Consider the following 21,483-nt stretch of genomic DNA (forward strand, 5'->3'; position numbering starts at 1 on the left):
CGGAAACCCTCCAACACTTAGCACTCATCGTTTACGGCGTGGACTACCAGGGTATCTAATCCTGTTCGCTCCCCACGCTTTCGAGCCTCAGCGTCAGTTACAGACCAGAGAGCCGCCTTCGCCACTGGTGTTCCTCCATATATCTACGCATTTCACCGCTACACATGGAATTCCACTCTCCTCTTCTGCACTCAAGTCTCCCAGTTTCCAATGACCCTCCCCGGTTGAGCCGGGGGCTTTCACATCAGACTTAAGAAACCGCCTGCGCTCGCTTTACGCCCAATAAATCCGGACAACGCTTGCCACCTACGTATTACCGCGGCTGCTGGCACGTAGTTAGCCGTGGCTTTCTGGTTAGATACCGTCAAGGGATGAACATTTTACTCTCATCCTTGTTCTTCTCTAACAACAGAGTTTTACGATCCGAAAACCTTCTTCACTCACGCGGCGTTGCTCGGTCAGACTTTCGTCCATTGCCGAAGATTCCCTACTGCTGCCTCCCGTAGGAGTCTGGGCCGTGTCTCAGTCCCAGTGTGGCCGATCACCCTCTCAGGTCGGCTATGCATCGTTGCCTTGGTGAGCCGTTACCTCACCAACTAGCTAATGCACCGCGGGTCCATCCATCAGTGACGCAAAAGCGCCTTTCAACTTTCTTCCATGCGGAAAATAGTGTTATACGGTATTAGCACCTGTTTCCAAGTGTTATCCCCTTCTGATGGGCAGGTTACCCACGTGTTACTCACCCGTTCGCCACTCTTTTTCTTTCGGTGGAGCAAGCTCCGGTGAAAGAAAAAGCGTTCGACTTGCATGTATTAGGCACGCCGCCAGCGTTCGTCCTGAGCCAGGATCAAACTCTCATAATGATTTGTTTGAATGACCATACGGTCATTAAGCTCATAAAAATTAACTTTGCTAGCTATTGCTTGCATGTATTTGTTTCAATAAATTGAAACGTCCTACACATTGGTTCGTTTGCTTGCTTTGTTCAGTTTTCAAAGGTCTACCGTGCTGTGTTAGCAACTTTTATATCATATCAGAGCGACGTTTGTTTGTCAACTCTTTTTTTAAAAGTTTTTTTCAAGAAGTTGTTATTTAACTTCTTTCTTAACCTCAGCGACTTTTTTATCTTACCATCTCAACCGTTATATGTCAAACACTTTTTTGAAAAGTTTTTTTTGATTTATTAGGTTTTTCAGAGATGATATTTTTTCGACCTTGTTATAATAACACTTGTAAAATGTTTCGTCAACAACTAATTTCAAAAAAGATCAATCAGTGTTTGTTACAAATGCCTTAACAAGGACAAGTAATAATATAGCAATTCTTAAAGGAAAAATCAACTAAAAAAATAGGCTTTTTGGCAACTATTTTTATAAGCGAATTATTCATTGTCAAACGATTCGAACGTTCGTTTATAAGAAGTATTTTGCGGCTAAATCTATCATTAATGGATAAAAAAAGAGAACTTAAGCTTTTCGCCTAACGTTCTCTTTTCGTCCGATCTTCTGATTGAACGATCGGTATATAGATTCGAAAGATCGTTCCTTGACCGATGACACTCTCTGCTGAAATTTTTCCTTTATAGCTTTCCAATAACTGTTTCGCAATAGAGAGCCCTAGCCCGTTTCCGCCTTTGGTTCTAGCACGGGCTTTATCTACCCGATAGAAACGATTAAAGATCTTGTCGAGGTCTTCTTTGGAGATTCCCTCACCAAAGTCTTGAATGGCAATTTCAAAGGATTGCCGATCCAACGAAATGGATAGATGAACTTCTTTTCGATCAGTGGAATATTTCACTGCGTTATCCAAGACAATAATAATGATCTGTTCAAAATGATTGCGATAGATTTTCAGCTTCAACTCATGGTATAAGTCATCATCCAATGTAAAAACAAAATCCGGATACAGTATTTTAAAGTTATTGAAGACTTGATAGACAACTTCTTTTGCATTGGTTGTTTCATTTGCATAATGAACATCCACTTGTTCCGCTCTTGAGAGATCCAACATTTCCTGTACTAGCGTCTTCATCCGACTGATCTCTTGCATACTGGCTGCCAGAGACTCATCCAAAATCTCTGGATCGTCTTTTCCCCAACGCTGCAACAGATTCATATGTCCTTCAATGATCGCCACAGGCGTTCGCAACTCATGAGAAACGTCTTCGACGAATCGCTCTTGCTGTTCAATGTATAGGCGCATGCGATCCAGCATTTCGTTAAAGATATCTGCTAAATCAGACAGTTCATCGTTCGTATTTAATTCTGGCATATGCACCGTTGACTGTGGGTTTTTCCGAACGGTTTCCATCGTATCTCGCAAGACCTTTAACGGCTGAAGGAAATACGCTGATAAAAAGAACCCAAGCACACTACTAAGAATCAGAGAAACGACTTCTAAGATAATCAAAGTCAGCAGCAGTTTGCTGCGTATTTCGTAAAAAGAAGTCAATTCATAAAAGGTTTGTGCATAGCCAATCCGCTCTCTGGTGCCTTTTGAATAGATGGGTTGGATCGAGAGAAAGCCTGTGATACCATCCAGCGTTACGATGGTTGGGGCTTTGCGCTGCGTGTCGATCAGTGCTAAATCATTTTCATGGGTTTTAAACACAAGATCCTCATTCAAATTATAAACAAACAAGCTCAACGGCGCTTGGCCTAATTCCGAAATAAAGGAATCGATTTTCATTAAGTTGCCATCGATCGTTGAAGTGCGATCATAAATGCTCGTCGTCCCCGCATCATTTTTGGTTAAATTACGATATGTTCGAACCAATGTTAGTTCTTGATCCGAATTGGCTAAACGAGAAGCGACCTCTGACATCGTTCGCTCCACATTGTTTTCTTCTTTAGCGACGATCAAATTCACCGATGTTTTATAGGTGATCACAGCAAAGATCGTAAATACGACGAATATAAAGAAAGAACTTGCGAAGGCCCACTTTACAGTTAAAGAAGGCCCCTTCAGTTCTTTTAATTTTTTCATTCTTTTTTTAAGGTTCACGACCGCATCACATAACCTGTACCACGAACGGTTTGGATATAGCTTTCCTCCCCTGGTACATCAATTTTATTTCGTAAGTAGCGGATGTAAACATCGACAACGTTGGTTTCAACTTCTGTCTCATAGCCCCAGACTTTGTTTAATAAAACATCTCTGGCTAAAACGACATTGACGTTTTCCATTAAAGTCAACAATAGCTCATATTCGCGTTTTGTTAGTTCAATGACATCTGTTCCACGTCGAACGACACGGTTCTCTTTTTCAATCGTTAGATCGCGGTAAGTGATCGTGGTTTGTTTTGCGACGTTTTTGTCCCCTTCGATATCGATACGGCGAAGCAACGCACGTAAGCGTGCCAGCAATTCTTCAATTGCAAAAGGCTTCACAATATAATCATCAGCACCATGATCCAAACCTGATACTCGATCAATCACAGAATCTCTCGCGGTCATCATGATGATCGGGGTATTCTTCGATTGACGCACACGTCGGCAAACTTCTAACCCATTTAGCTCTGGAAGCATTAGATCCAATAAGATTGCATCCCATTCATTATTCAGCGCAGCATCCAGTCCCGTCCGTCCGTTGTAATGAACTTCGGTATTATACCCTTCATGCTTCAATTCTAATTCCACAAATCGAGCTAAGTTCTTTTCATCTTCAATGATTAGAATATTACTCATTATTGATAGCCCCTTTATTGATTATTCTGCCTTTAAAATAGACATTATCTGTCTTATTTTATCATGTATCTAAAAAATAAAAAAGAGATTGACCGAAAGTTCTCACTTTCGGCCTTTCTCTTTTGGATTCTCTTAAAGCTTACGCTTCGTCATACCATGAATAATGGAAAATTCCCTCTTTATCTGTCCGTTCATACGTATGCGCGCCGAAGTAATCCCGTTGTGCTTGGATCAAGTTCGCTGGCAAACGATCAGAACGATACGAATCAAAGTACGCGATCGCAGAGGAGAACGTCGGCACAGGGACACCCGCTTGGACAGCTAGCGCAACTACTTCACGTACAGAAGATTGATAGCGTTTCGTGATGTCTTTGAAGTAATCATCTAATAATAAGTTTTCGATGTCAGCATTCTTGTCATAAGCATCCGTGATTTTTTGTAAAAATTGCGCACGGATGATACAGCCTGCACGCCAAATTTTGGCAATCTCACCAAAAGGAAGATCCCAATCGTACTCTTTTGATGCTGTACGTAATTGCGCGAAACCTTGTGCATAGCTCATGATTTTACTGAAGTATAAGGCTTCACGGATCTTATTGATAAATTCTTCTTTGTTTCCTTCAAAAGCAACCGCTTCTGGTTTCGGTAATACTTTGCTGGCATTGACCCGTTCTTCTTTGTAAGCTGAGATATAGCGAGCAAAAACAGATTCAGTGATCAATGGCAATGGAACACCTAGGTCTAAGGCACTTTGGCTCGTCCATTTCCCAGTTCCTTTATTGCCTGCAGCATCTAAGATGACATCAACGATCGGTTTGCCTGTTCCTTGATCATCTTTACGTGTCAAGATATCCGCTGTGATCTCAATTAGGTAGCTATCCAATTCACCTTTGTTCCATTCGGCAAAGATATCAGCCATTTCATCAACAGATAGACCTAAAATGTTTTGCATCAAGTCATAAGACTCCGCAATCAGCTGCATGTCGCCATACTCGATCCCATTATGAACCATTTTTACGTAATGGCCTGCACCATTTGGTCCAATATAAGTTACACAAGGTGTACCATCTTCAGCTTTTGCTGAAATTTGTTCTAAGATCGGTGCAACCAATTCATATGCTTCTTTTTGTCCACCAGGCATGATCGAAGGACCTTTCAAGGCGCCTTCTTCCCCACCAGAAACACCCGTACCGATAAAGTTGATTCCTGAGTTTGCCAACTCTTCGTTACGACGAACGGTATCTTTAAAGAAGGTATTTCCGCCATCGATCAAAATATCGCCTTTGTCTAGATGAGGCAATAGTTCTTGGATCGTAGCATCCGTCGCAAATCCTGCTTTTACCATTAATAAAATACGACGTGGTTTTTCAATTGATTGGACAAATTCTTCTATCGTATAAGTTGCTTTAAAATTTTTATCTGGATGTTCTTTTACTACTTCTTCTGTCTTTGAACCAGTACGGTTAAATAAGGCAACTGAATAACCGCGGCTTTCGATGTTCAACGCTAAGTTTTTGCCCATAACAGCCATACCGACAACGCCGATTTGTTGTTTTGTCATCTTTCATCCTCCTAAGATTCAATTATCTTTTTCATTATAGCGCAAATGTACCTGCTTTTGAACTATTCTCTTTCGATGGACAAAAAATATTTCTGAAAAGTTCCGTCTTTTCCAAAAAAAACAAAAAAACCTCAGGCTCCATGGTTAGCCTAAGGTTTTAGAATCCTCTTTCTGAAAAAAAGGAATTATGCTTCTTTTGTTGCTACGTCTTTGCCATCGTAATGACCACAGTTAGAGCAGACATGGTGGCTTTTTTTCATTTCACCACAGTTTGCACATTCGTTCAAACCGTTGATTGTCAATTTGTAATGTGTACGACGTTTTGCTTTCTTCGCTTTCGAAGTTTTTCTAGCTGGTACTGCCATTTTGCTACACCTCCTTGTTAATGAACGCAACCTTGAGGCTGCAATTTATTCCAATCCTACGCGTTATCGTCATCTGATTCATTGAATAATTCGGATAATTTTGCAAGACGAGGATCAACTTGTTGAGCTTGCGCTTCTTTTTGATTTGCAAAGTCTTCTTCTGACAAAACAGCCCAATCGTTGCCAGATGGCATTGCTGAACCTTGTTTTTCTTCTTCTGTCAGGACTTGCAAAGGAATCGCAAGTAATAGGTTATCAGCGACCGATTCATCTAAGCTGATGGTTTGACCTTCAATGATCAAAACTTCTTCTTCGACGATCGTTTCATCGCGACGCTGAAATTGCTCTGGTGTCATGAATTGTTCATCCACTGAAAAATCAAAAGGAATCGCTACAGGTGTCAAAGAACGAGTAGATGGCAATGTCATCGTCGTTTCCACTTGATAGTGCAGCAAGTATCCTTGCTTATCAACACTCATCAGCCCTTTTACTTTTACAGGAGACAAATCAATGATCTGTCCATCGCGTTTTATCAGTTGACTTTTTAGGTCAAGTGTTTCTTCAAACATCAGCGGTGTCTCTTGGTATTTTTTTAATTCCAATAAAGACCATTTCATTTTTATCACCCCTAAGCAACAAAAGCAATTATACAGGGCTTCTGAGGCTTTGTCAATGAAATTTTCTTGACACCTTTTTCATTTTTGATCGTGTCATTTTAATGCCTTTTCTCAAGGGATTTCGACACTCTCAAAAAAACAACAGGAAGCGCACAACGTGCACTTGCCTGTTGCTTGATCAATCGTTAAAAATCATTAGATCGCTGTTGTTTCTCCACGATAAACGATACCGCGACGAGAATCAAGAGTAACCAATTCGCCATCTTTGATGGTTGTTGTTGCGTCTTTGGCACCAACGATCACTGGTAGATCTTTCGCGATTCCGACAACTGCTGCATGAGAAGTCAAGCCGCCATCTTCAACAACTAAAGCTGCTGCTTTTTCGATTGCTGGCATATATTCTTTATCTGTTGTTGGTACAACTAAAATCATGCCATCTTTTGCTTTCGCAATTGCTTCTTCGGCACTGTGAGCGATCACGGCATTGGCAACAACTGATTTTTCACCAATTCCTTGCGCTTCAAGCAATTTTGATCCGATCAATTGGATCTTCATTACGTTGGTTGTTCCGCGTTCACCAACAGGAACACCGGCTGTGATCAAGATTAGATCGCCTTCTTTAGCAAAGCCTAAATCAACTGCTTGTTTTGCTGCTAATTCAAACATTTCATCAGTTGTTGATGGTTTTTCAGCAACGGTTGGGTACACACCCCAGTTAAGCATCAAGCCGCGTTTTGTGCGTTCGTCAAATGTAACAGCTAAAATGTCAGCATCTGGACGATATTTAGAAATCATTTTCGCAGTGTAGCCAGATTCAGTGGCAGCAACGATTGTTTTAACCCCTAAGTTTTTCGCTGCACGCGCAACAGATAAACCGATTGTTTCCGTTACATCTGTTTTATCAAATTGGTTGATTTGGAAAGTGCTGTTTTCTGATAAAGCTTTTTCTGCTTCCACGTCGATACGTGCCATTGTTGCTACTGCTTCAACAGGGTAGTCACCGTTTGCTGACTCACCAGAAAGCATTGTTGCATCAGTACCGTCAAAGACAGCATTGGCAACGTCAGAAGCTTCTGCACGAGTTGGACGTGGGTTTTGTTGCATTGATTCTAACATTTGTGTTGCTGTGATAACTGATTTACCAGCAGCGTTACATTTTTTGATGATGCTCTTTTGAACCATTGGTACTTCTTCAGCAGGGATCTCAACACCCATGTCACCACGGGCAACCATGATACCATCAGAAACTTTGATGATTTCATCGATATTATCGATACCTTCTTGTGATTCGATTTTAGAGAAGATCTGCACATGAGTCATGTCTTTTTCTTCTAAAATTTCACGAATTTCTAAAACGTCTTGCGCTTTACGTACAAATGAAGCGGCAATGAAGTCGATATCGTTATCAAGACCAAAACGGATATCTTCTGCATCTTTTTCAGTAATACCAGGTAAGCTGATTGATACGCCAGGAGCATTGACCCCTTTACGTGATCCTAACATTCCAGCATTTTTAACGACAACCACTAATTCACGGGTTGCTTCGTCTTTTTCTTTGATTTCCATGTCGATCAAGCCATCATCAAACAAGATGTGTCCGCCCACATGAACATCTTCAAATAAACCAGGATAAGTTACAGCAATTTTTTCTTTTGTTCCTTTGTGTTCTGGATCCATTGAAATACGTGTTTCATCGCCAACGTTGAATTGGATGTATCCAGCACGACCAAAGTCTGCTTCTGTCGTATTTTGTACAGTTGTACGGATTTCAGCACCTTTTGTATCTAAAAGGATACCGACATCTTTACCAGTTTTCTTTACGGCTTCACGAACCATTGTCATACGCGCTAATTGTTCTTCATGATCTCCATGAGAGAAGTTAAAGCGGAAGACATTCGCACCGGCTTCAATCAGTTGAGAAATAATTTCCACACTGTTACTTGCTGGTCCTAATGTACTTACGATCTTTGTTTTTTTCATTACTAAACGCTCCTATTCATTTATTTAAAATAGCTAATAAGCTTTTTTTACAAAATTACTGTTGCGTTGCTTTAAAAATCTCTTTAGAATGAGATTTCTTTGTTCAAGTTATACAAGCTAAGATCTGGTTTGTGACGATTGTTTTCAAGGGTATCGATGATATCAGAAGCAATCATTTCATTGTTTTCGATACCGATACATAGACCGCCTTTGCCTTGTTGCAATAATTCAACGGCATATGAACCAAATTTACTTGCTAACACACGGTCACGAGCGCTTGGTGAACCACCACGGACAACATGTCCTAGAATGGATACACGGGTATGGAAATCGCCGTATTCAGAAAGTTTGTCAGCAAAATCATTTCCGCCCATCACACCTTCGGCTAAAACGATCAAGCAATGTTTTTTCCCGCGGTCACGTCCTTCACGGATACGATCAGCAACAACTTGCATGTCAAAATCATGTTCTGGGATGATGATTTCATCCGCACCACCGGCCACACCTGACCATAAAGCGATATCGCCAGCACCACGACCCATTACTTCGATCACGAATGTGCGGACATGTGATGTCGCTGTATCACGGATCCGGTCAATCGATTCCAAGACAGTATTGATCGCTGTATCAAAACCAATCGTGAAATCTGTTCCTGGAATGTCATTATCGATCGTTCCTGGAATCCCGATCGCTGGGAAACCGTGACGAGTAAGTGCCATCGCACCATGGTAAGATCCATCTCCACCAATCACGACTAGCCCTTCGATGCCAAATTTCTTTAATTGTTCGATTCCTTTTAATTGTCCTTCTTGTGTCGCAAATTCTGGATAACGTGCTGAATATAAGAATGTTCCACCACGTTGAATTTTGTCACCAACATCAGCAACATCTAAGCGACGAATGTCACCTGCGACTAGTCCGGCGTAGCCATAGTTGATTCCGTATACTTCAAGTCCGTCAAAAATACCCTTTCTGACAACTGCGCGAATCGCTGCGTTCATTCCTGGTGCATCGCCGCCACTGGTTAGAATTCCAATGCGTTTCATTATTCTTTCACCTCATCAAAAGATTTTGTTTAGGGAAGCCCCTGTTTGCTAGTTTTCAAGTAATAACCACGAGACATATTCTACCATTATTCCATGAAAATGTCTTGAAATAGTGGGAAAAAGTTGAAAAAAGTGTAAGTTGAATTACCGTTTTCGGAAAATTACTTGAAAATTACATTTCCATTTCCTAATAATGCGATCAGTTGTTTGACAAAGTTCGGCTCATCCGTCACCCAGTTTTCTTCTGCTAATAACACTTTTTTGCCACTGCTTTCATAGAACATCACCACTGGAATATTTCCGTGATGCTGCTTCATTTCCTTCGACAATGCTTGCAGGTGCGACGTTTCAGCTTCAGCAGAAATCTTTAAGTAACAAGTTTGTGACGCAATTTTATTTTGAACGTTTTCTGCTAAGTCTATTTTATCAGCAATGAGTTGGATTTCACCATTGTAACGACTTACCTCGACCTTTCCTTCGATGTAGAGAACAGCATTTTCTTCAATCAAGGAACGTACTTGTCGATAAATGATGGGAAAAATCGTTACTGACACTTCTTTGCTGGCATCTGTTCCTTCGACAAACGCCATTTGTTCGCCCTTTTTCGTTCGAATCTCTCGAATCTTGCGCACATATAAAAGGATACGCACCCGTTCATTCGGAACCAGATCGGCAATATCAGTGATTTGTTTTAATTGGTGCAATTTTTGAAACTGTTCCACGGGATGGCCAGACAAATAAACACCTAAGTATTCTTCTTCCAAAGCCAGTTTTTCTTCTAGTTTGTAATCGGCAACGGCTTCTTCTTTTAATGCCATAGTTTCTAAGAGATCCAAACTGCCGCCACTATAAGTAATGTTTTGGATCTTTCCTTCTAGCTGGATCAGTGCTTGTTTTCGATTGGGTGCGATCACATCGAATACGCCGATGCTCAAAAGCGGCAATAAATAATCCAATTTTAACCATTTGCTGTTCCGCTGATTCAAGCGAAGCAAAAATTGATCCATAGACGTGAAATTACCATGCTCTTTTCTTTCTGCCAAAATGTCTTGGATCATGTCGCGTCGGATTCCTTTGATACTGCTGAAACCAAAACGAATTTGTTTTTCATTTTGCAGTTGAAAACTAAACCCACTGGCATTGATCGAAGGCGGCAGTACTTCTACGCCATAACGTGCGGCTTCATTTAAATATTCTTTCATTTTGCTGGCGGTGTTGCGTACCGAGTGTAGGATCGAAGCAAAAAATGGTGCGGGATAGTGTACCTTCAGATAGGCCATTTGAAAGCCGATAAAGGAATAGGCAAACGCATGGGATCGATTAAACCCGTAATTGGCGAACCGCTCGATATAGTCATAGACCAAATTGGCGGTCTTTTCATCGTACTGATTGGCTAAGGCGCCTTGCACAAAATGACGACGTTCCTCATCCAAGACGTCTTTTTTCTTTTTACTGATTGCTCGACGCAAAATATCTGCTTGTCCTAAGCTGAAACCAGCCATTTTGGAAGCTACCTGCATGATCTGCTCTTGGTAGACAATGATTCCGTAAGTGTTTTGCAAAATCGGAATCAAGCTGTCATCTGGATAAGAGACACGCTCTTGTCCTTTTTTCCGCTTAATAAAGGTATCGATATTTTGCATCGGTCCTGGACGATACAAGGCATTGACTGCGGCAATATCCTCGATGCTTTCTGGTCCTAACTTACGCAGCACATTGCGTATCCCCGCTGATTCAAATTGGAAGATCCCTGCGGTCTCGCCTTTTTGAAACAAGCGCAATGTTGCTGGATCATCAAGAGGAATCTCCTTTTGGGTAACGATTTGTTGGCTGATTCGTTTAATGCCTTTCAAGGTATTATCAATGATCGATAAGTTTCTCAAGCCTAAAAAGTCCATCTTCAATAGGCCGATGGCTTCTACGTCATTCATGGTGAATTGGGTCAGCCAGATCCCATCGCTGCCTTCTTGTAAGGGAACCAGATCAAGCAAATTCTTGTCACTGATCACCACACCAGCGGCATGAGTCGATACGTGACGTGGCAAGCCTTCTAAAATTTTGGCGACTTGAAACATTACTTGGTTTCGCTCATTAAACGACACCAATTCTCGCAGCTGATTGGATTGTTCATAAGCAAGATCTAAGGTCATTTTCAAGGCATTGGGGATGGCTTTTGACCAGCGATTGGCTTCACTTTGCGAAAGACCAAAGACACGAGAAACATCTCGCAGAACCATTTTGGCCGCCATGGTGCCAAACGTCGCAATCTGTGCCATATATTCTTGCCCGTATTTTTGGCGCACATACTGTAAAATCTCGTCTCTGCGATTGTCAGGAATGTCTAAATCAATATCAGGCATCGTGTAACGTTCTGGATTCAAGAATCGTTCAAACAAAAGATCGTATTTGATTGGATCTACGTCGGTGATCGATAAAACATATGCCACCAGTGCGCCAGCAGCCGATCCCCGTCCAGCGCCGGTAACGATCTCTTGTTGGTGGGCAAAGTCCATGACGTCCCAAATAATCAAGAAATAGTCATCAAAGCCCATCTTATGGATGACGGACAACTCATAATCCAAACGCTGTTCGTACGCCGATGTAACGTGGGCAACACGCTGAGGCAGACGCTCAAAACAAATTTTCCGCAAATAGTCCGCAGCGCTTTCTTCGGCTGGTAGCGGGTAATGAGGCAACAGCCGCTGATGCAGCGGCAGCTCGACGGCGCATTCAGCTGCAATCCGCTGATTATTCATCAATGCCTGCGACCATTCTTCAAATGCCGCGGTCAGTTGGTCTGCTGGTTGTAGAAAAAGCTGCGCAGCCCCTTGCTCTTTAGCCTGACGAAAGTCTTCAATTTGCGAGCCCTCTTTGATATGCGTCATCACTTTGACTGCAAAGGCTTCTTCTTGTGCTAAAGCCGCGATTGGTTGATAGGCACATGGTGCAATGTTTTGCTCGTTAAACCAAGCGATCGTTTCTGGATCTAACCCTTTGCTAGTAATACCTAAAAACAAGCTCTCAGAATCAAATTTATGGCTGATTGCTCGCAGTGCTTCTTGATTGGCTTCTAGATCATCGTGCTGAGAAGGCAGAAATCCCTCGCCTTCAGGCAGCAAACCAAAGAGGTCCTGCAAAGAATCACAAGCAGCTAAATTCAACTGCTCGGTGATCATTTTTTCACTTGATAAACGCATCAAGGTTTGATAGCCCTTGAGGTTTTTTGCAAATACGTACAACGGAAAGGACATTGATCCCTCTCCGAAGGTACAGTCGAACAAAGCGCCAAAAATCGGCTTGATGCCCTGTGCTAGGCATTGCTGATAAAACTCGACCGCGCCATAGAGAACATTATGATCGGTCAGACCCAACGTCTGATAGCCCATCTTTTTGGCTTGCTCTATATAGTGAGGAATTTTGATCGTACTTTGCAGCAACGAATAGGCGCTTAAGGTGGTGAGCTGTGAATACATTGAAATCCCTCCAAAAATGAAAATTCTCTTTCTTTCTGCTAGTAATTAGATTTGAAAAACAAAATGAAAAAGTGAAAATCTTTACAATAAATATTTTTGTGATAAACTAAAGTCGAAATGGAAGATACGCAGAAAAGAGGTGTCGTCATGCGTTACTTAGTCACTTTATTTTGGACTTTTGTATTAGGTCAAGTCGTTGGCTATCTAGGCAGCTCACTTGCTGGAGCAACTTATGATTTTCAATTAACTTCAATCATCTCTTTGGTCACAGGTGTGGTGATCATTCTTGTTGGTATTATCGCACCAGCGCCTGAAAAGACAAGCCATTAAAAAAAAAACCAGTTACCTTTATTGTAACTGGTTTTTTTTTCTTTTCAACTATTCACTGATGTCCGTTTTACGCAAGCTTTTACGGAAATTAAATCCTGAGATAAAAATATTGATCAGTACAAACCCGCTAGTTACCCAAAAGACGGCGGGATAACCAAAGCCAGCTGCCACCGTTGAGCCGACCATCGGACCTAACACTTGTCCAAAGTTAGAGAACATTTGGTTGTAGCTGTAGATACGGCTGACCCCTTCCATCGGGGTGATCTTGCTGATCAGTGTGTTGATCGACGGCATCAACGCACCTGTCGAAAAACCAAGCAAGAAGCGCAGCACGCCCAACTGAAACGGTGTGGAGACAAAGCCCATCGGAATGAAACAGAAAAATGACAGCAATAAACCGCCTAACAATACCTTGTGATTGCCGTAACGATCACCGATTTTGCCTAAAAATGGCGAAGAGATGATTGCCGAAACACCAGCAACAGAGACGATCAATCCGCTGACAAACAAAATATTGCCACTGTTCCCGCTTAGATCACGAATATACAATGTAAGGATCGGGCTGATACTCGTTACACCTAGCTGTAAAATCAGTGACGTAATAAACAAACCGACAAGCAACTGCATATTTTTGATTTGACCAAAAATTTCTTTGATGGACAGCAAATCGCCCTTTTCAACCGGCTCAAAATCTTCTTGAACGAGAAAAATCGTAAGCAAGAGCGTAATTAGCAGCACAACACCAGTAATGATAAAAACATTTTTCATGCCGAACCATTGCGCCAACGCCCCACCCATCGATGGACCGATCAAATTCCCTGCGATGGCTCCTGTAGCCAATGTCCCAAGCGCCCAACCGCTTTTTTCTCGAGGCGCCTGCGAAGCAATCAATGCAGTCGCATTGGGAATATACCCCGATAAAATTCCGGTAAAGAAACGCATGATCAACAACCAATAGACATTCGGTACAAAAGCCAAAGACCCCATCGTCACTGTCATCCCCGCAGCCGCGCGAATCATCATTAAGCGACGACCTTTTTGATCTGCTAGATTTCCCCATACTGGAGCAATGATAGCCGCCGCAAACGCCGTTACTGAGATTGCTAATCCAGAAAACAACTCAATTTGACTCTCTGGAGCGCCTAACTCTTCTATATATAAGGGAATGAATGGCATGACAAGACTAAAACTGGCACCCGTAAAAAAACAACCTACCCATGAAATCAGTAGATTTCGTTTCCAATCAATCTTCATTTACAAACCTTCTTTCACAAATACTATACCGTATCGTGAGTAATAATCAAATAAAAAAATCTTTCTGCAGGTAACATACAGAAAGATTTTCTTCATTAAACTTAACTGATCAAAGCCAAAATGACAAAGTTTAGGATAAACAACGCATTGACGACCCAGATGATCGGAGACACTTCGTTGGCTTTTCCTTTCACTACTTTCACTAATGCGTAGAAAATGAAACCAACAGCGATCCCATTGGAAATACTGTAAGACAAGCCCATAAAAATAGACGCGAAGAAAGCGGGAACTGCTTCTTCTAGATCGGTCCACTTGATGTCTGCAAACGAAGCCATCATCATTACCCCAACTAAGATCAACGCTGGTGCTGTCGCTTGTGCGGGAACGATTGAGATCAGTGGAGAAAAGATACTGCTGATTGCAAAGAGTGCTGCCACTACAACAGAAGTCAAGCCCGTGCGTCCACCAGCACCGATACCAGCTGCTGATTCCACATAAGTCGTTGTATTTGAGGTCCCTACGATGGCACCTACAGAAGTGGCTACGGCATCTGCAAAAAGGGCTTTATCCATCTTCGTGTTCAATCCGTTACTGTTTTCAACCGCTTCTTCATCTTTTTTCGAAAAGATCCCTGTACGACGTCCAGTCCCGATAAAGGTACCGATCGTATCAAAGACATCTGATAAGCTAAACGCTAAAATCGTCATGATTACTTGAGGGATTTTGGCAGAATCACTGAATAGTGAGCCCATTCCTTCAGAGCCAAACGCAGCGCCAAATGTGATGCCTAGTTCGCTGATGGAACTTCCTAATGAATTCCCGTGCCAATCAATGGCACTTAAATCCACCACACCCATCAAAATACCGATGATCGTCGTTCCTAAAATACCAAAAATAATTGCCCCACGAACATTTTTCACCACTAATAAAGTAGTCACTACTAAACCAATCACTGCTAACAAAACAGGTGCATTATTGAAATTCGCCAAAGCTGGGACGATCCCCCCATTAAAATTGGCACTCACGATCGTCTCACCGTCGACAACTGAACCCGTCACTGCCGCAGTGTCTGCACTGAAGTTTAGCAAGTTGGCATTTTTGATCCCTACATAAGCCACAAAGATCCCGATCCCGCCGCCGATTGCATGCTGCATGCTTTCTGGAATCGCATGGATGATCATTTTTCTGATACGAGTGACCGTGATAAAAATGTTGATCAAGCCGCAGATGAAAACCATCGCTAATGCTTGCTGCCACGTATACCCCAAACCAAAAACGACGGTAAAGGTGAAGAATGCATTAAGGCCCATTCCAGGTGCTTGCGCGTAAGGCACATTTGCAAATAAGCCCATGATCAGGGTACCAATCACTGAAGCGATGATCGTTGCTAAGAAAACAGCTTGAAACGGCATGCCTGCAGCAGATAAAATCGTCGGATTCACAAACAAAATATAACTCATCGCGAAGAAGGTGGTGACCCCAGCCATCACTTCTGTGGAAACCGTCGTTTTATTCTCCTTTAATTTGAAAAACTTTTCCATGTTATGTTTCACTCCTGAACTTTAATCGTTTCTATGAAAAGAAAAAATGAATAATTGCGCTTTTCATCGAACAATTACAAATTATAAGGGAATAATTTTCGCTTTTCAAACCTTTTTCCGAATAAAACGAACCAAAAACGTTTAATGTTCGTGTTTTGCTTTGTAAATATTATGAAAACTTATCGAAAACTTACTTGTATTGTGAAATGACAGAAATATGTTACACTTAAGCCACTACCATAAGAGAATGGAGCGAGTCTTTTGAAACCAAAAATCATCGCCATTGATTTAGATGGCACAACCTTAAATACTGAATCCCAACTTTCCCCTCGCACACGTGAGGTACTGGTTCGCGCCACCAAAGCGGGACACTTTGTTACCATCGCTACAGGAAGACCTTTTCGTATGAGCGATCAATTCTATAAAGAATTGGCGCTCACAACACCAATGGTCAATTTTAACGGTGGGTTAGTCCATAAACCTCGACAAGTCTGGGCAAATGAAATGGAGCACTCGATCTCTCGAGAAATTGCGTTTGAGCTCATGGCGCAAAAAGAGCAGCTGGGGCTGACGTTTGTGGCAGCAGAAAATCGCGAAACCTTTTTCATCGATGACCTAAGCGGATTTGATCAGCACTTTTTCTTTTCGGGCAATGCTTCCGAAAAAAATCTATTAGCAAATTTAAAAACGGACCCCACTTCATTACTGGTGAAAACCGAAAATGAATTAGCAGAATCTGTTTCTTTACGTATCAAGGATCAATTTGACGATGCAGTCGATGTTCGAACCTGGGGTGGACCTCAAGCTATCTTAGAGATCGTACCAAAAGGGGTCCATAAAGCACTTGGTCTTTCGGTGATCGCGGATTCTTTGTCTTTGGATCGACAAGATATCATCGCTTTTGGTGATGAACACAACGATTTGGAGATGCTGGATTATGCGGGCTGGGGCGTTGCCATGGCGAATGGCACGCAACAATTAAAATCGATCGCCAATGATGTTACCGACAAAACCAATGCGGAAGATGGCATGGTCGATTACTTGGAAAAATATTTAGGTCTATAAAAAAAAGCCGATGCGGGATGTCCGCATCAGCTTTTTTTTGCTGCCATATTCAAATCAAAGTGTTTCATAAACGATTTCTTTGGCTTCTGGAATCGATTCATCAATAAAGAATACTTTATACCAGGTCAAGAACGTAAAGATCGTCCAGATTTTTCGCTGAAGATTCGGTTTTCCTTGGCGATGGTCTTCAAGCATTTGTAAAATTGCTGTTTGATCGAAGAAGGTTGCCGCAAAGTCTGACTCAAAAAGGCTCTTGACTGCTTCATACCCTGTTCCTTCTTTCAGCCATGCCTTGATAGGTACAGGAAAGCCGAGTTTTTCACGGTTTGCCCACTCTTTTGGCAAATGACGGTTTGACGCTTGTCGAAACACATCTTTGGTGTTGTTTTGATTGATCAAATATTTCGTCGGGATCGTTTGCGACAACTTCTGCATCTCGATATCCAATAAAGGAACACGTAATTCCAAGGAACTCGCCATGGACATTTTGTCTGCTTTTAACAAGATATCCTTCGGCATCCACTGATGAAGATCTAAATATTGCATCTTATTGACCTCGTCTTTGAGACCATTGACTTTCTCGTAATGAGGCGCAACGATTTCAGCAACAGAGGGTCCTTTTTGATACGTTGGTTTTAAAAGCTGCAGTGCTTCCTCTTCTTCAAAGACCAGTGCTTGCCCGATAAAGAAGTCTTGGGCAGGTGCCGTTGCTTCATAAAGATGGATTCGACCATGGAAGTTTTTCATTTTGCCGATTTGACGTCCCAAACGAAAGCGGATGTTTTGTGGCAATTTTTTCAACCCTTGGGCAAAAACGCGCACCGCTTTAGAGTTTGTGTGGAAGCCATAAGCAGCATAACCGGCAAATAATTCATCTGCCCCTTCCCCAGATTGAACGACTCGCACTTGCTGTGCTGCCAGATTGGCTAAAAAATACAAAGGGACACAGCTTGGGTTAGAATCTGGTTCGTCCAAGTGATACTGAATCAACGGGAATGCCTCAAAGGACATTTCACCATCGATGACCGCTGCTGTGTTGTTCAAACCAAGTTTTTCCGTCAATTTGCGGGCCTCGATCGCTTCGTTGTAGGTTTTGTCATCGAACCCGATTGAAAACGAGCGATCTGGTCGCAAGACAGAAGCTACGAAACTTGAATCGACACCACTGGATAAAAATGAGCCGACTTCAACATCACTGATTTGATGAGCGGCAATTGATTCTTGGACTGCTTGATCGATTTTGTCGACCCATTCTTCTCTTGAATGATTTTCTTTCACTGAAAAATCTGCATCCCAATACTGCTTGATCGTCAATCCCTGTTCATTAAACAAATAATAATGCCCTTCTTGCAAACGATGAACACCTTTAAAGAAGGTTTCTCCGTTCAAAGGCGAGTATTGGAAGGTCAAATAAGGTTTCAACGCCTCTTGGTTCAACTCTTTCTTGAAATCTGGATGAGGCAAAAAGCTCTTGATTTCAGAACCAAACATAAAACTGCCATTCATTTGCGCATAGTAATATGGTTTGATCCCAAAGTGATCCCGCGCGCCGAAAAGCTCTTGTTTTTCTGTGTCCCAGATGGCAAAAGCAAACATTCCTCGCAGGCGCTGCAAAACATCAATGCCCCACTCCTCATAGCCATGTAAGACTACTTCGGTATCCGCATGGGTAGAAAAAACATGACCCGCTTGGATCAATTCTTCCCGCAACACTTGAAAGTTATAGATTTCCCCATTAAAAATAATGACTTTTGTTCGATCCTCGTTAAAAATCGGTTGTGAGCCACCTTCTAAGTCGATGATCGATAAACGACGAAACCCTAACGCTACTTGGTCGTCGGTAAATTTTCCTGAACTGTTTGGTCCGCGATGAACGATCCGGTCCATCATGCGTTCAATAATGATTTCTTTTTGGTCTTTTGAATTGACAAAGCCGACAATTCCGCACATATTTTCACATCCGTTTTCATAATCCATTTTCATTTTTCTAAAGTAAATCATACCATAGAATTCAAGAGATACGATCTCTTTTTCAAAAAAATACAATCAATATATTTTTGCACAAAACATAATTTGGAGACAAACCTTATGATATCAAGGTTTCCAACCATCTCATACTCTCAATCTTACAAATTTGTTATCTAAGAAAATAGCTATCCTCAAAATTCTTAAGAAATTTTTTATGAATTCTATTTTTCTGAAAATATACAAAGATACTTTTCCCGAATTTACTGACTCCAGGAAACTTCTTTTGCTGCCATTCTCAGGCATTGATTTCTTGAAAAGGATCAGTCAGATTCGTTCGTTTGATAGTTTTATTGGACGAATGTGAAAAAAAGTGTTATTCTAACTATGGAATTTCGTTATCAACTAACCGTTGCCTTTCAATGACAAGTTTTAAGAAAGGAGAATGACTATGACATTCTATAACACAGATCTACAATATCGTGTAACTCTGGATACCAAATTGAATTTATTTATCGTTTTCGATAAAAAAGATGCGAATCATTTTGCGACTGGAATTACGATCGAGCAAGCTGTACAAGAATTGAAAAAAACTGCATAAGGAGTTTATCCAAATGAAGGATACCGATTCGTACTGAAAGCACCTCGCTAAGGAAAAAATTAGCTAGGTGCTTTCTTGTTTTTTGGCTCGCTTTTGTCTTTTGCAGTATCCGCTTCTTGCTTCTGTCCACTTTGCTGTTCATCCAGCTGTAAGATTTCATCAACAGATCCTTGCGTAATAAACTTGCTCAATCCCTGTGCCGCAATTTTTGTGTAACGCATGAAGTAATCTTTTTCTTGAAAATCCATCTTCTTCCCTCCTACTGATACAACTGTACTTTCATTTCGTTTACCAGCGATTTCACCAGTAATTCTTGAGCGTCACTTCTTTAATACATATGAATGATCCATTAATGGCATACACGTTACATTTGTCAAATCATTCTTTTCCTCTATTCATGAAAAGACAAATCTGTTTTCTGATTCCAGACATAGTACTATTAACTTTAGGAAACTGTTTTATTAGGAGGGATGCTTATGGCTACATTTTTCGCTGGTTTGTTTTTTATCGGTTTGATCGGTTTCATTTTTGGCATTATCTTATTTTATATTGGGTTGATAACTCAAAAAAACAAACGAGATCGAAATGTTTTTCTCATTGTCGCTTCCGCCTTTATTGTCTTGTTTTCGTATGGTGGCTTGTCCTTCTACCAAGATGTGACGTCTTTCGATAGCATCACTGCGCAATTAAGCCTTTCTTTACGTAACGAATCAGGGAAAAATGAGTCCTTTGGCGATGCCGCTGCTTCCATGGAACAACCACAAGGAGAACAAACAGCTGGCAACAACGAAGCAAGCAGCGCGCAACAAGAAGAACCCGCAAACAACGAGCAACATACACCTCAACTTTCTCGTGAAGAAAGAAATGCACTGAATCGTGCAGAAAGATACTTATCCAGCAATGCGTTTTCTCAGTCGAGCTTGAAACGCCAACTACTCTATGAAGATTTTTCTGAGAGCGCAGCAGACTTTGCCGTAGTCACTGTGGATGCCGATTGGAATGAGCAAGCATTGAAAAAAGCAATTCGCTACTCGCAAAATTTATCCTTATCAGATGAGCGTGTGGCGAGCCAACTTTCCTTTGAAGGCTTTACTTCTGAACAAATTGAATACGCCTTAGCGCGTTTGCCCGATTGATTCTTTTCGTTTGTTGCAGGACCACAAGCAAAAAAGGGTTCGACGAATTAGTGTACATTTCTGTTGATTTCCAGCTCGAGTCTAGGCTGAGGGTTTTTCAGATGGTCATCGAGCAAGCTCGGCAGTCAGTTAGCTTCTCTGCCCATTTTTCTGCCCACAACAAACAAAAAAGCCTATCTCAAAAGATAGGCTAAACGCTCCAAAGCGTTGATATAAGGAGAGTACAAGCCTAAAACCCCCATTATAAACATTGATTTAGAAGCCAATTTTCAGAGTTAATGCAAAATTGATGCAAAATAAATTTTCTTAGTGAGAACTGTTTTTTCACATTTTTATTTGTCACTCTTTCACGGCATATGAGAATATGCTGTGCTTTTTTTACAAAAAATAACCACTCTCGGGGAGGAGTGGCTCAATTAGATAAAAAAGTTTTTTTATATGGTAAACTAATTTTATGAGCAATCTAAAATTTATTCAAACCTTATGCTCAAAAATAACCCACCCTCAAGGAGAGTGGGACTGAAAAAAGATATAAAATGAAATAGCCCCGGTCAAGGCTATGATTCCATTCTACAAGAACATAGTTTTTATTTCAACAAAAAATCCACCCTAGTTATGATAGAGTGGATCTCGAAAGAGTAAACGAAAAATAAACATTTTGGGTATGAGTATAAGATACATCTTTTATTAATCAAACTCAACCAATTTATGACGGTTTTCTAATCAATAATATCTATTACATTGAAATAATGCTAAAATAAAAAAATCGAAGAGTACTAGGCACACTTCCCCAAGCATTACCGCCTAATACTCCTCGTAGAGTATTGCACGTACCTACTAATCTATAGGATAAACTTAGTTAC

At 41.4% G+C, this 21,483-nt stretch carries 16 protein-coding genes and 1 rRNA gene (1 of these 17 running past the window's edge); 4 read left to right on the plus strand and 13 right to left on the minus strand.

Going from position 1 to position 21,483, the window contains the following annotated elements:
• The 9 genes from IGI71_RS11855 to dnaE all read right to left on the minus strand — a co-directional run.
• A 16S ribosomal RNA gene (locus tag IGI71_RS11855) occupies nucleotides 1-863 on the minus strand (it extends 696 nt beyond the left edge of the window).
• 616 nt (nucleotides 864-1,479) lie between these two features.
• Nucleotides 1,480-2,985 (minus strand): HAMP domain-containing sensor histidine kinase, encoded by a 1,506-nt coding sequence (locus tag IGI71_RS11860; protein ID WP_034696083.1) that lies wholly within the window; start codon nucleotides 2,983-2,985, stop codon nucleotides 1,480-1,482.
• 14 nt (nucleotides 2,986-2,999) lie between these two features.
• Nucleotides 3,000-3,686: a response regulator transcription factor gene (locus IGI71_RS11865; RefSeq protein WP_005229193.1), complete on the minus strand. Its 687-nt coding sequence runs from the start codon at nucleotides 3,684-3,686 to the stop codon at nucleotides 3,000-3,002.
• 139 nt (nucleotides 3,687-3,825) lie between these two features.
• Nucleotides 3,826-5,247 carry an NADP-dependent phosphogluconate dehydrogenase gene (gene gndA, locus IGI71_RS11870; RefSeq protein WP_005229192.1) on the minus strand — a complete coding sequence of 474 codons (1,422 nt, stop codon included), beginning with the start codon at nucleotides 5,245-5,247 and terminating at the stop codon, nucleotides 3,826-3,828.
• 185 nt (nucleotides 5,248-5,432) lie between these two features.
• Nucleotides 5,433-5,612, minus strand: coding sequence for a 50S ribosomal protein L32 (gene rpmF / locus IGI71_RS11875; RefSeq protein WP_005229191.1), 180 nt, complete (start codon nucleotides 5,610-5,612; stop codon nucleotides 5,433-5,435).
• A 56-nt stretch (nucleotides 5,613-5,668) separates the two neighbouring features.
• Complete coding sequence (locus IGI71_RS11880) at nucleotides 5,669-6,229, minus strand: YceD family protein (RefSeq protein ID WP_010749661.1); 561 nt, start codon at nucleotides 6,227-6,229, stop codon at nucleotides 5,669-5,671.
• Between the two features lie 195 nt (nucleotides 6,230-6,424).
• Nucleotides 6,425-8,209: a pyruvate kinase gene (pyk, locus tag IGI71_RS11885; RefSeq protein ID WP_005229179.1), complete on the minus strand. Its 1,785-nt coding sequence runs from the start codon at nucleotides 8,207-8,209 to the stop codon at nucleotides 6,425-6,427.
• A gap of 83 nt (nucleotides 8,210-8,292) precedes the next feature.
• A complete protein-coding gene (pfkA, locus tag IGI71_RS11890) occupies nucleotides 8,293-9,255 on the minus strand; it encodes a 6-phosphofructokinase (protein WP_005229169.1) in 963 nt (320 codons plus the stop codon).
• A gap of 161 nt (nucleotides 9,256-9,416) precedes the next feature.
• A complete protein-coding gene (dnaE, locus tag IGI71_RS11895; RefSeq protein ID WP_231435415.1) occupies nucleotides 9,417-12,728 on the minus strand; it encodes a DNA polymerase III subunit alpha in 3,312 nt (1,103 codons plus the stop codon).
• Nucleotides 12,729-12,875: 147 nt separating this feature from the next.
• On the opposite strand from dnaE, the gene IGI71_RS11900 reads away from it, so the two are divergent.
• The gene (locus IGI71_RS11900; RefSeq protein ID WP_008377814.1) at nucleotides 12,876-13,058 is read left to right on the plus strand and encodes a YjzD family protein; all 183 of its coding nucleotides are present in this window, start codon (nucleotides 12,876-12,878) and stop codon (nucleotides 13,056-13,058) included.
• 48 nt (nucleotides 13,059-13,106) lie between these two features.
• Here IGI71_RS11900 and IGI71_RS11905 read toward each other — a convergent pair whose 3' ends face one another.
• Both IGI71_RS11905 and IGI71_RS11910 read right to left on the minus strand, forming a co-directional pair.
• Nucleotides 13,107-14,312 (minus strand): multidrug efflux MFS transporter, encoded by a 1,206-nt coding sequence (locus IGI71_RS11905; protein WP_005231893.1) that lies wholly within the window; start codon nucleotides 14,310-14,312, stop codon nucleotides 13,107-13,109.
• 101 nt (nucleotides 14,313-14,413) lie between these two features.
• On the minus strand, nucleotides 14,414-15,853 hold the full coding sequence (locus IGI71_RS11910) for an NCS2 family permease (RefSeq protein ID WP_005237180.1): 1,440 nt from the start codon (nucleotides 15,851-15,853) through the stop codon (nucleotides 14,414-14,416).
• Between the two features lie 261 nt (nucleotides 15,854-16,114).
• Here IGI71_RS11910 and IGI71_RS11915 point away from each other — a divergent pair, with 261 nt between their 5' ends.
• Nucleotides 16,115-16,918: a Cof-type HAD-IIB family hydrolase gene (locus IGI71_RS11915; protein WP_005229159.1), complete on the plus strand. Its 804-nt coding sequence runs from the start codon at nucleotides 16,115-16,117 to the stop codon at nucleotides 16,916-16,918.
• A 54-nt stretch (nucleotides 16,919-16,972) separates the two neighbouring features.
• Here the strand turns inward: IGI71_RS11915 and asnB are convergent, their stop codons facing one another.
• Nucleotides 16,973-18,868 carry an asparagine synthase (glutamine-hydrolyzing) gene (gene asnB / locus IGI71_RS11920; RefSeq protein ID WP_201689897.1) on the minus strand — a complete coding sequence of 632 codons (1,896 nt, stop codon included), beginning with the start codon at nucleotides 18,866-18,868 and terminating at the stop codon, nucleotides 16,973-16,975.
• Between the two features lie 466 nt (nucleotides 18,869-19,334).
• Here asnB and IGI71_RS11925 point away from each other — a divergent pair, with 466 nt between their 5' ends.
• Nucleotides 19,335-19,484: a hypothetical protein gene (locus IGI71_RS11925; protein ID WP_005229155.1), complete on the plus strand. Its 150-nt coding sequence runs from the start codon at nucleotides 19,335-19,337 to the stop codon at nucleotides 19,482-19,484.
• Between the two features lie 59 nt (nucleotides 19,485-19,543).
• Here IGI71_RS11925 and IGI71_RS11930 read toward each other — a convergent pair whose 3' ends face one another.
• Nucleotides 19,544-19,732: a hypothetical protein gene (locus tag IGI71_RS11930; protein ID WP_016608598.1), complete on the minus strand. Its 189-nt coding sequence runs from the start codon at nucleotides 19,730-19,732 to the stop codon at nucleotides 19,544-19,546.
• 228 nt (nucleotides 19,733-19,960) lie between these two features.
• On the opposite strand from IGI71_RS11930, the gene IGI71_RS11935 reads away from it, so the two are divergent.
• Nucleotides 19,961-20,620: an Ltp family lipoprotein gene (locus IGI71_RS11935; protein WP_231435413.1), complete on the plus strand. Its 660-nt coding sequence runs from the start codon at nucleotides 19,961-19,963 to the stop codon at nucleotides 20,618-20,620.
• Nucleotides 20,621-21,483 lie beyond the last annotated feature (863 nt).

This window comes from Enterococcus sp. DIV1279b (genome assembly GCF_050531515.1).
Lineage (GTDB): Bacteria > Bacillota > Bacilli > Lactobacillales > Enterococcaceae > Enterococcus_D > Enterococcus_D casseliflavus.

Excerpts from the sequence above, each read along its gene's own strand:
- IGI71_RS11930 (WP_016608598.1), bottom strand. The coding sequence starts at position 19,732 with ATGGATTTTCAAGAAAAAGATTACTTCATGCGTTACACAAAAATTGCG.
- IGI71_RS11905 (WP_005231893.1), bottom strand. The coding sequence starts at position 14,312 with ATGAAGATTGATTGGAAACGAAATCTACTGATTTCATGGGTAGGTTGT.
- rpmF (WP_005229191.1), bottom strand. The coding sequence starts at position 5,612 with ATGGCAGTACCAGCTAGAAAAACTTCGAAAGCGAAGAAAGCAAAACGT.
- IGI71_RS11935 (WP_231435413.1), top strand. The coding sequence starts at position 19,961 with ATGGCTACATTTTTCGCTGGTTTGTTTTTTATCGGTTTGATCGGTTTC.
- IGI71_RS11910 (WP_005237180.1), bottom strand. The coding sequence starts at position 15,853 with ATGGAAAAGTTTTTCAAATTAAAGGAGAATAAAACGACGGTTTCCACA.
- IGI71_RS11860 (WP_034696083.1), bottom strand. The coding sequence starts at position 2,985 with ATGAAAAAATTAAAAGAACTGAAGGGGCCTTCTTTAACTGTAAAGTGG.
- IGI71_RS11880 (WP_010749661.1), bottom strand. The coding sequence starts at position 6,229 with ATGAAATGGTCTTTATTGGAATTAAAAAAATACCAAGAGACACCGCTG.
- asnB (WP_201689897.1), bottom strand. The coding sequence starts at position 18,868 with ATGTGCGGAATTGTCGGCTTTGTCAATTCAAAAGACCAAAAAGAAATC.
- pfkA (WP_005229169.1), bottom strand. The coding sequence starts at position 9,255 with ATGAAACGCATTGGAATTCTAACCAGTGGCGGCGATGCACCAGGAATG.
- IGI71_RS11865 (WP_005229193.1), bottom strand. The coding sequence starts at position 3,686 with ATGAGTAATATTCTAATCATTGAAGATGAAAAGAACTTAGCTCGATTT.
- pyk (WP_005229179.1), bottom strand. The coding sequence starts at position 8,209 with ATGAAAAAAACAAAGATCGTAAGTACATTAGGACCAGCAAGTAACAGT.
- IGI71_RS11900 (WP_008377814.1), top strand. The coding sequence starts at position 12,876 with ATGCGTTACTTAGTCACTTTATTTTGGACTTTTGTATTAGGTCAAGTC.
- dnaE (WP_231435415.1), bottom strand. The coding sequence starts at position 12,728 with ATGTATTCACAGCTCACCACCTTAAGCGCCTATTCGTTGCTGCAAAGT.
- gndA (WP_005229192.1), bottom strand. The coding sequence starts at position 5,247 with ATGACAAAACAACAAATCGGCGTTGTCGGTATGGCTGTTATGGGCAAA.
- IGI71_RS11925 (WP_005229155.1), top strand. The coding sequence starts at position 19,335 with ATGACATTCTATAACACAGATCTACAATATCGTGTAACTCTGGATACC.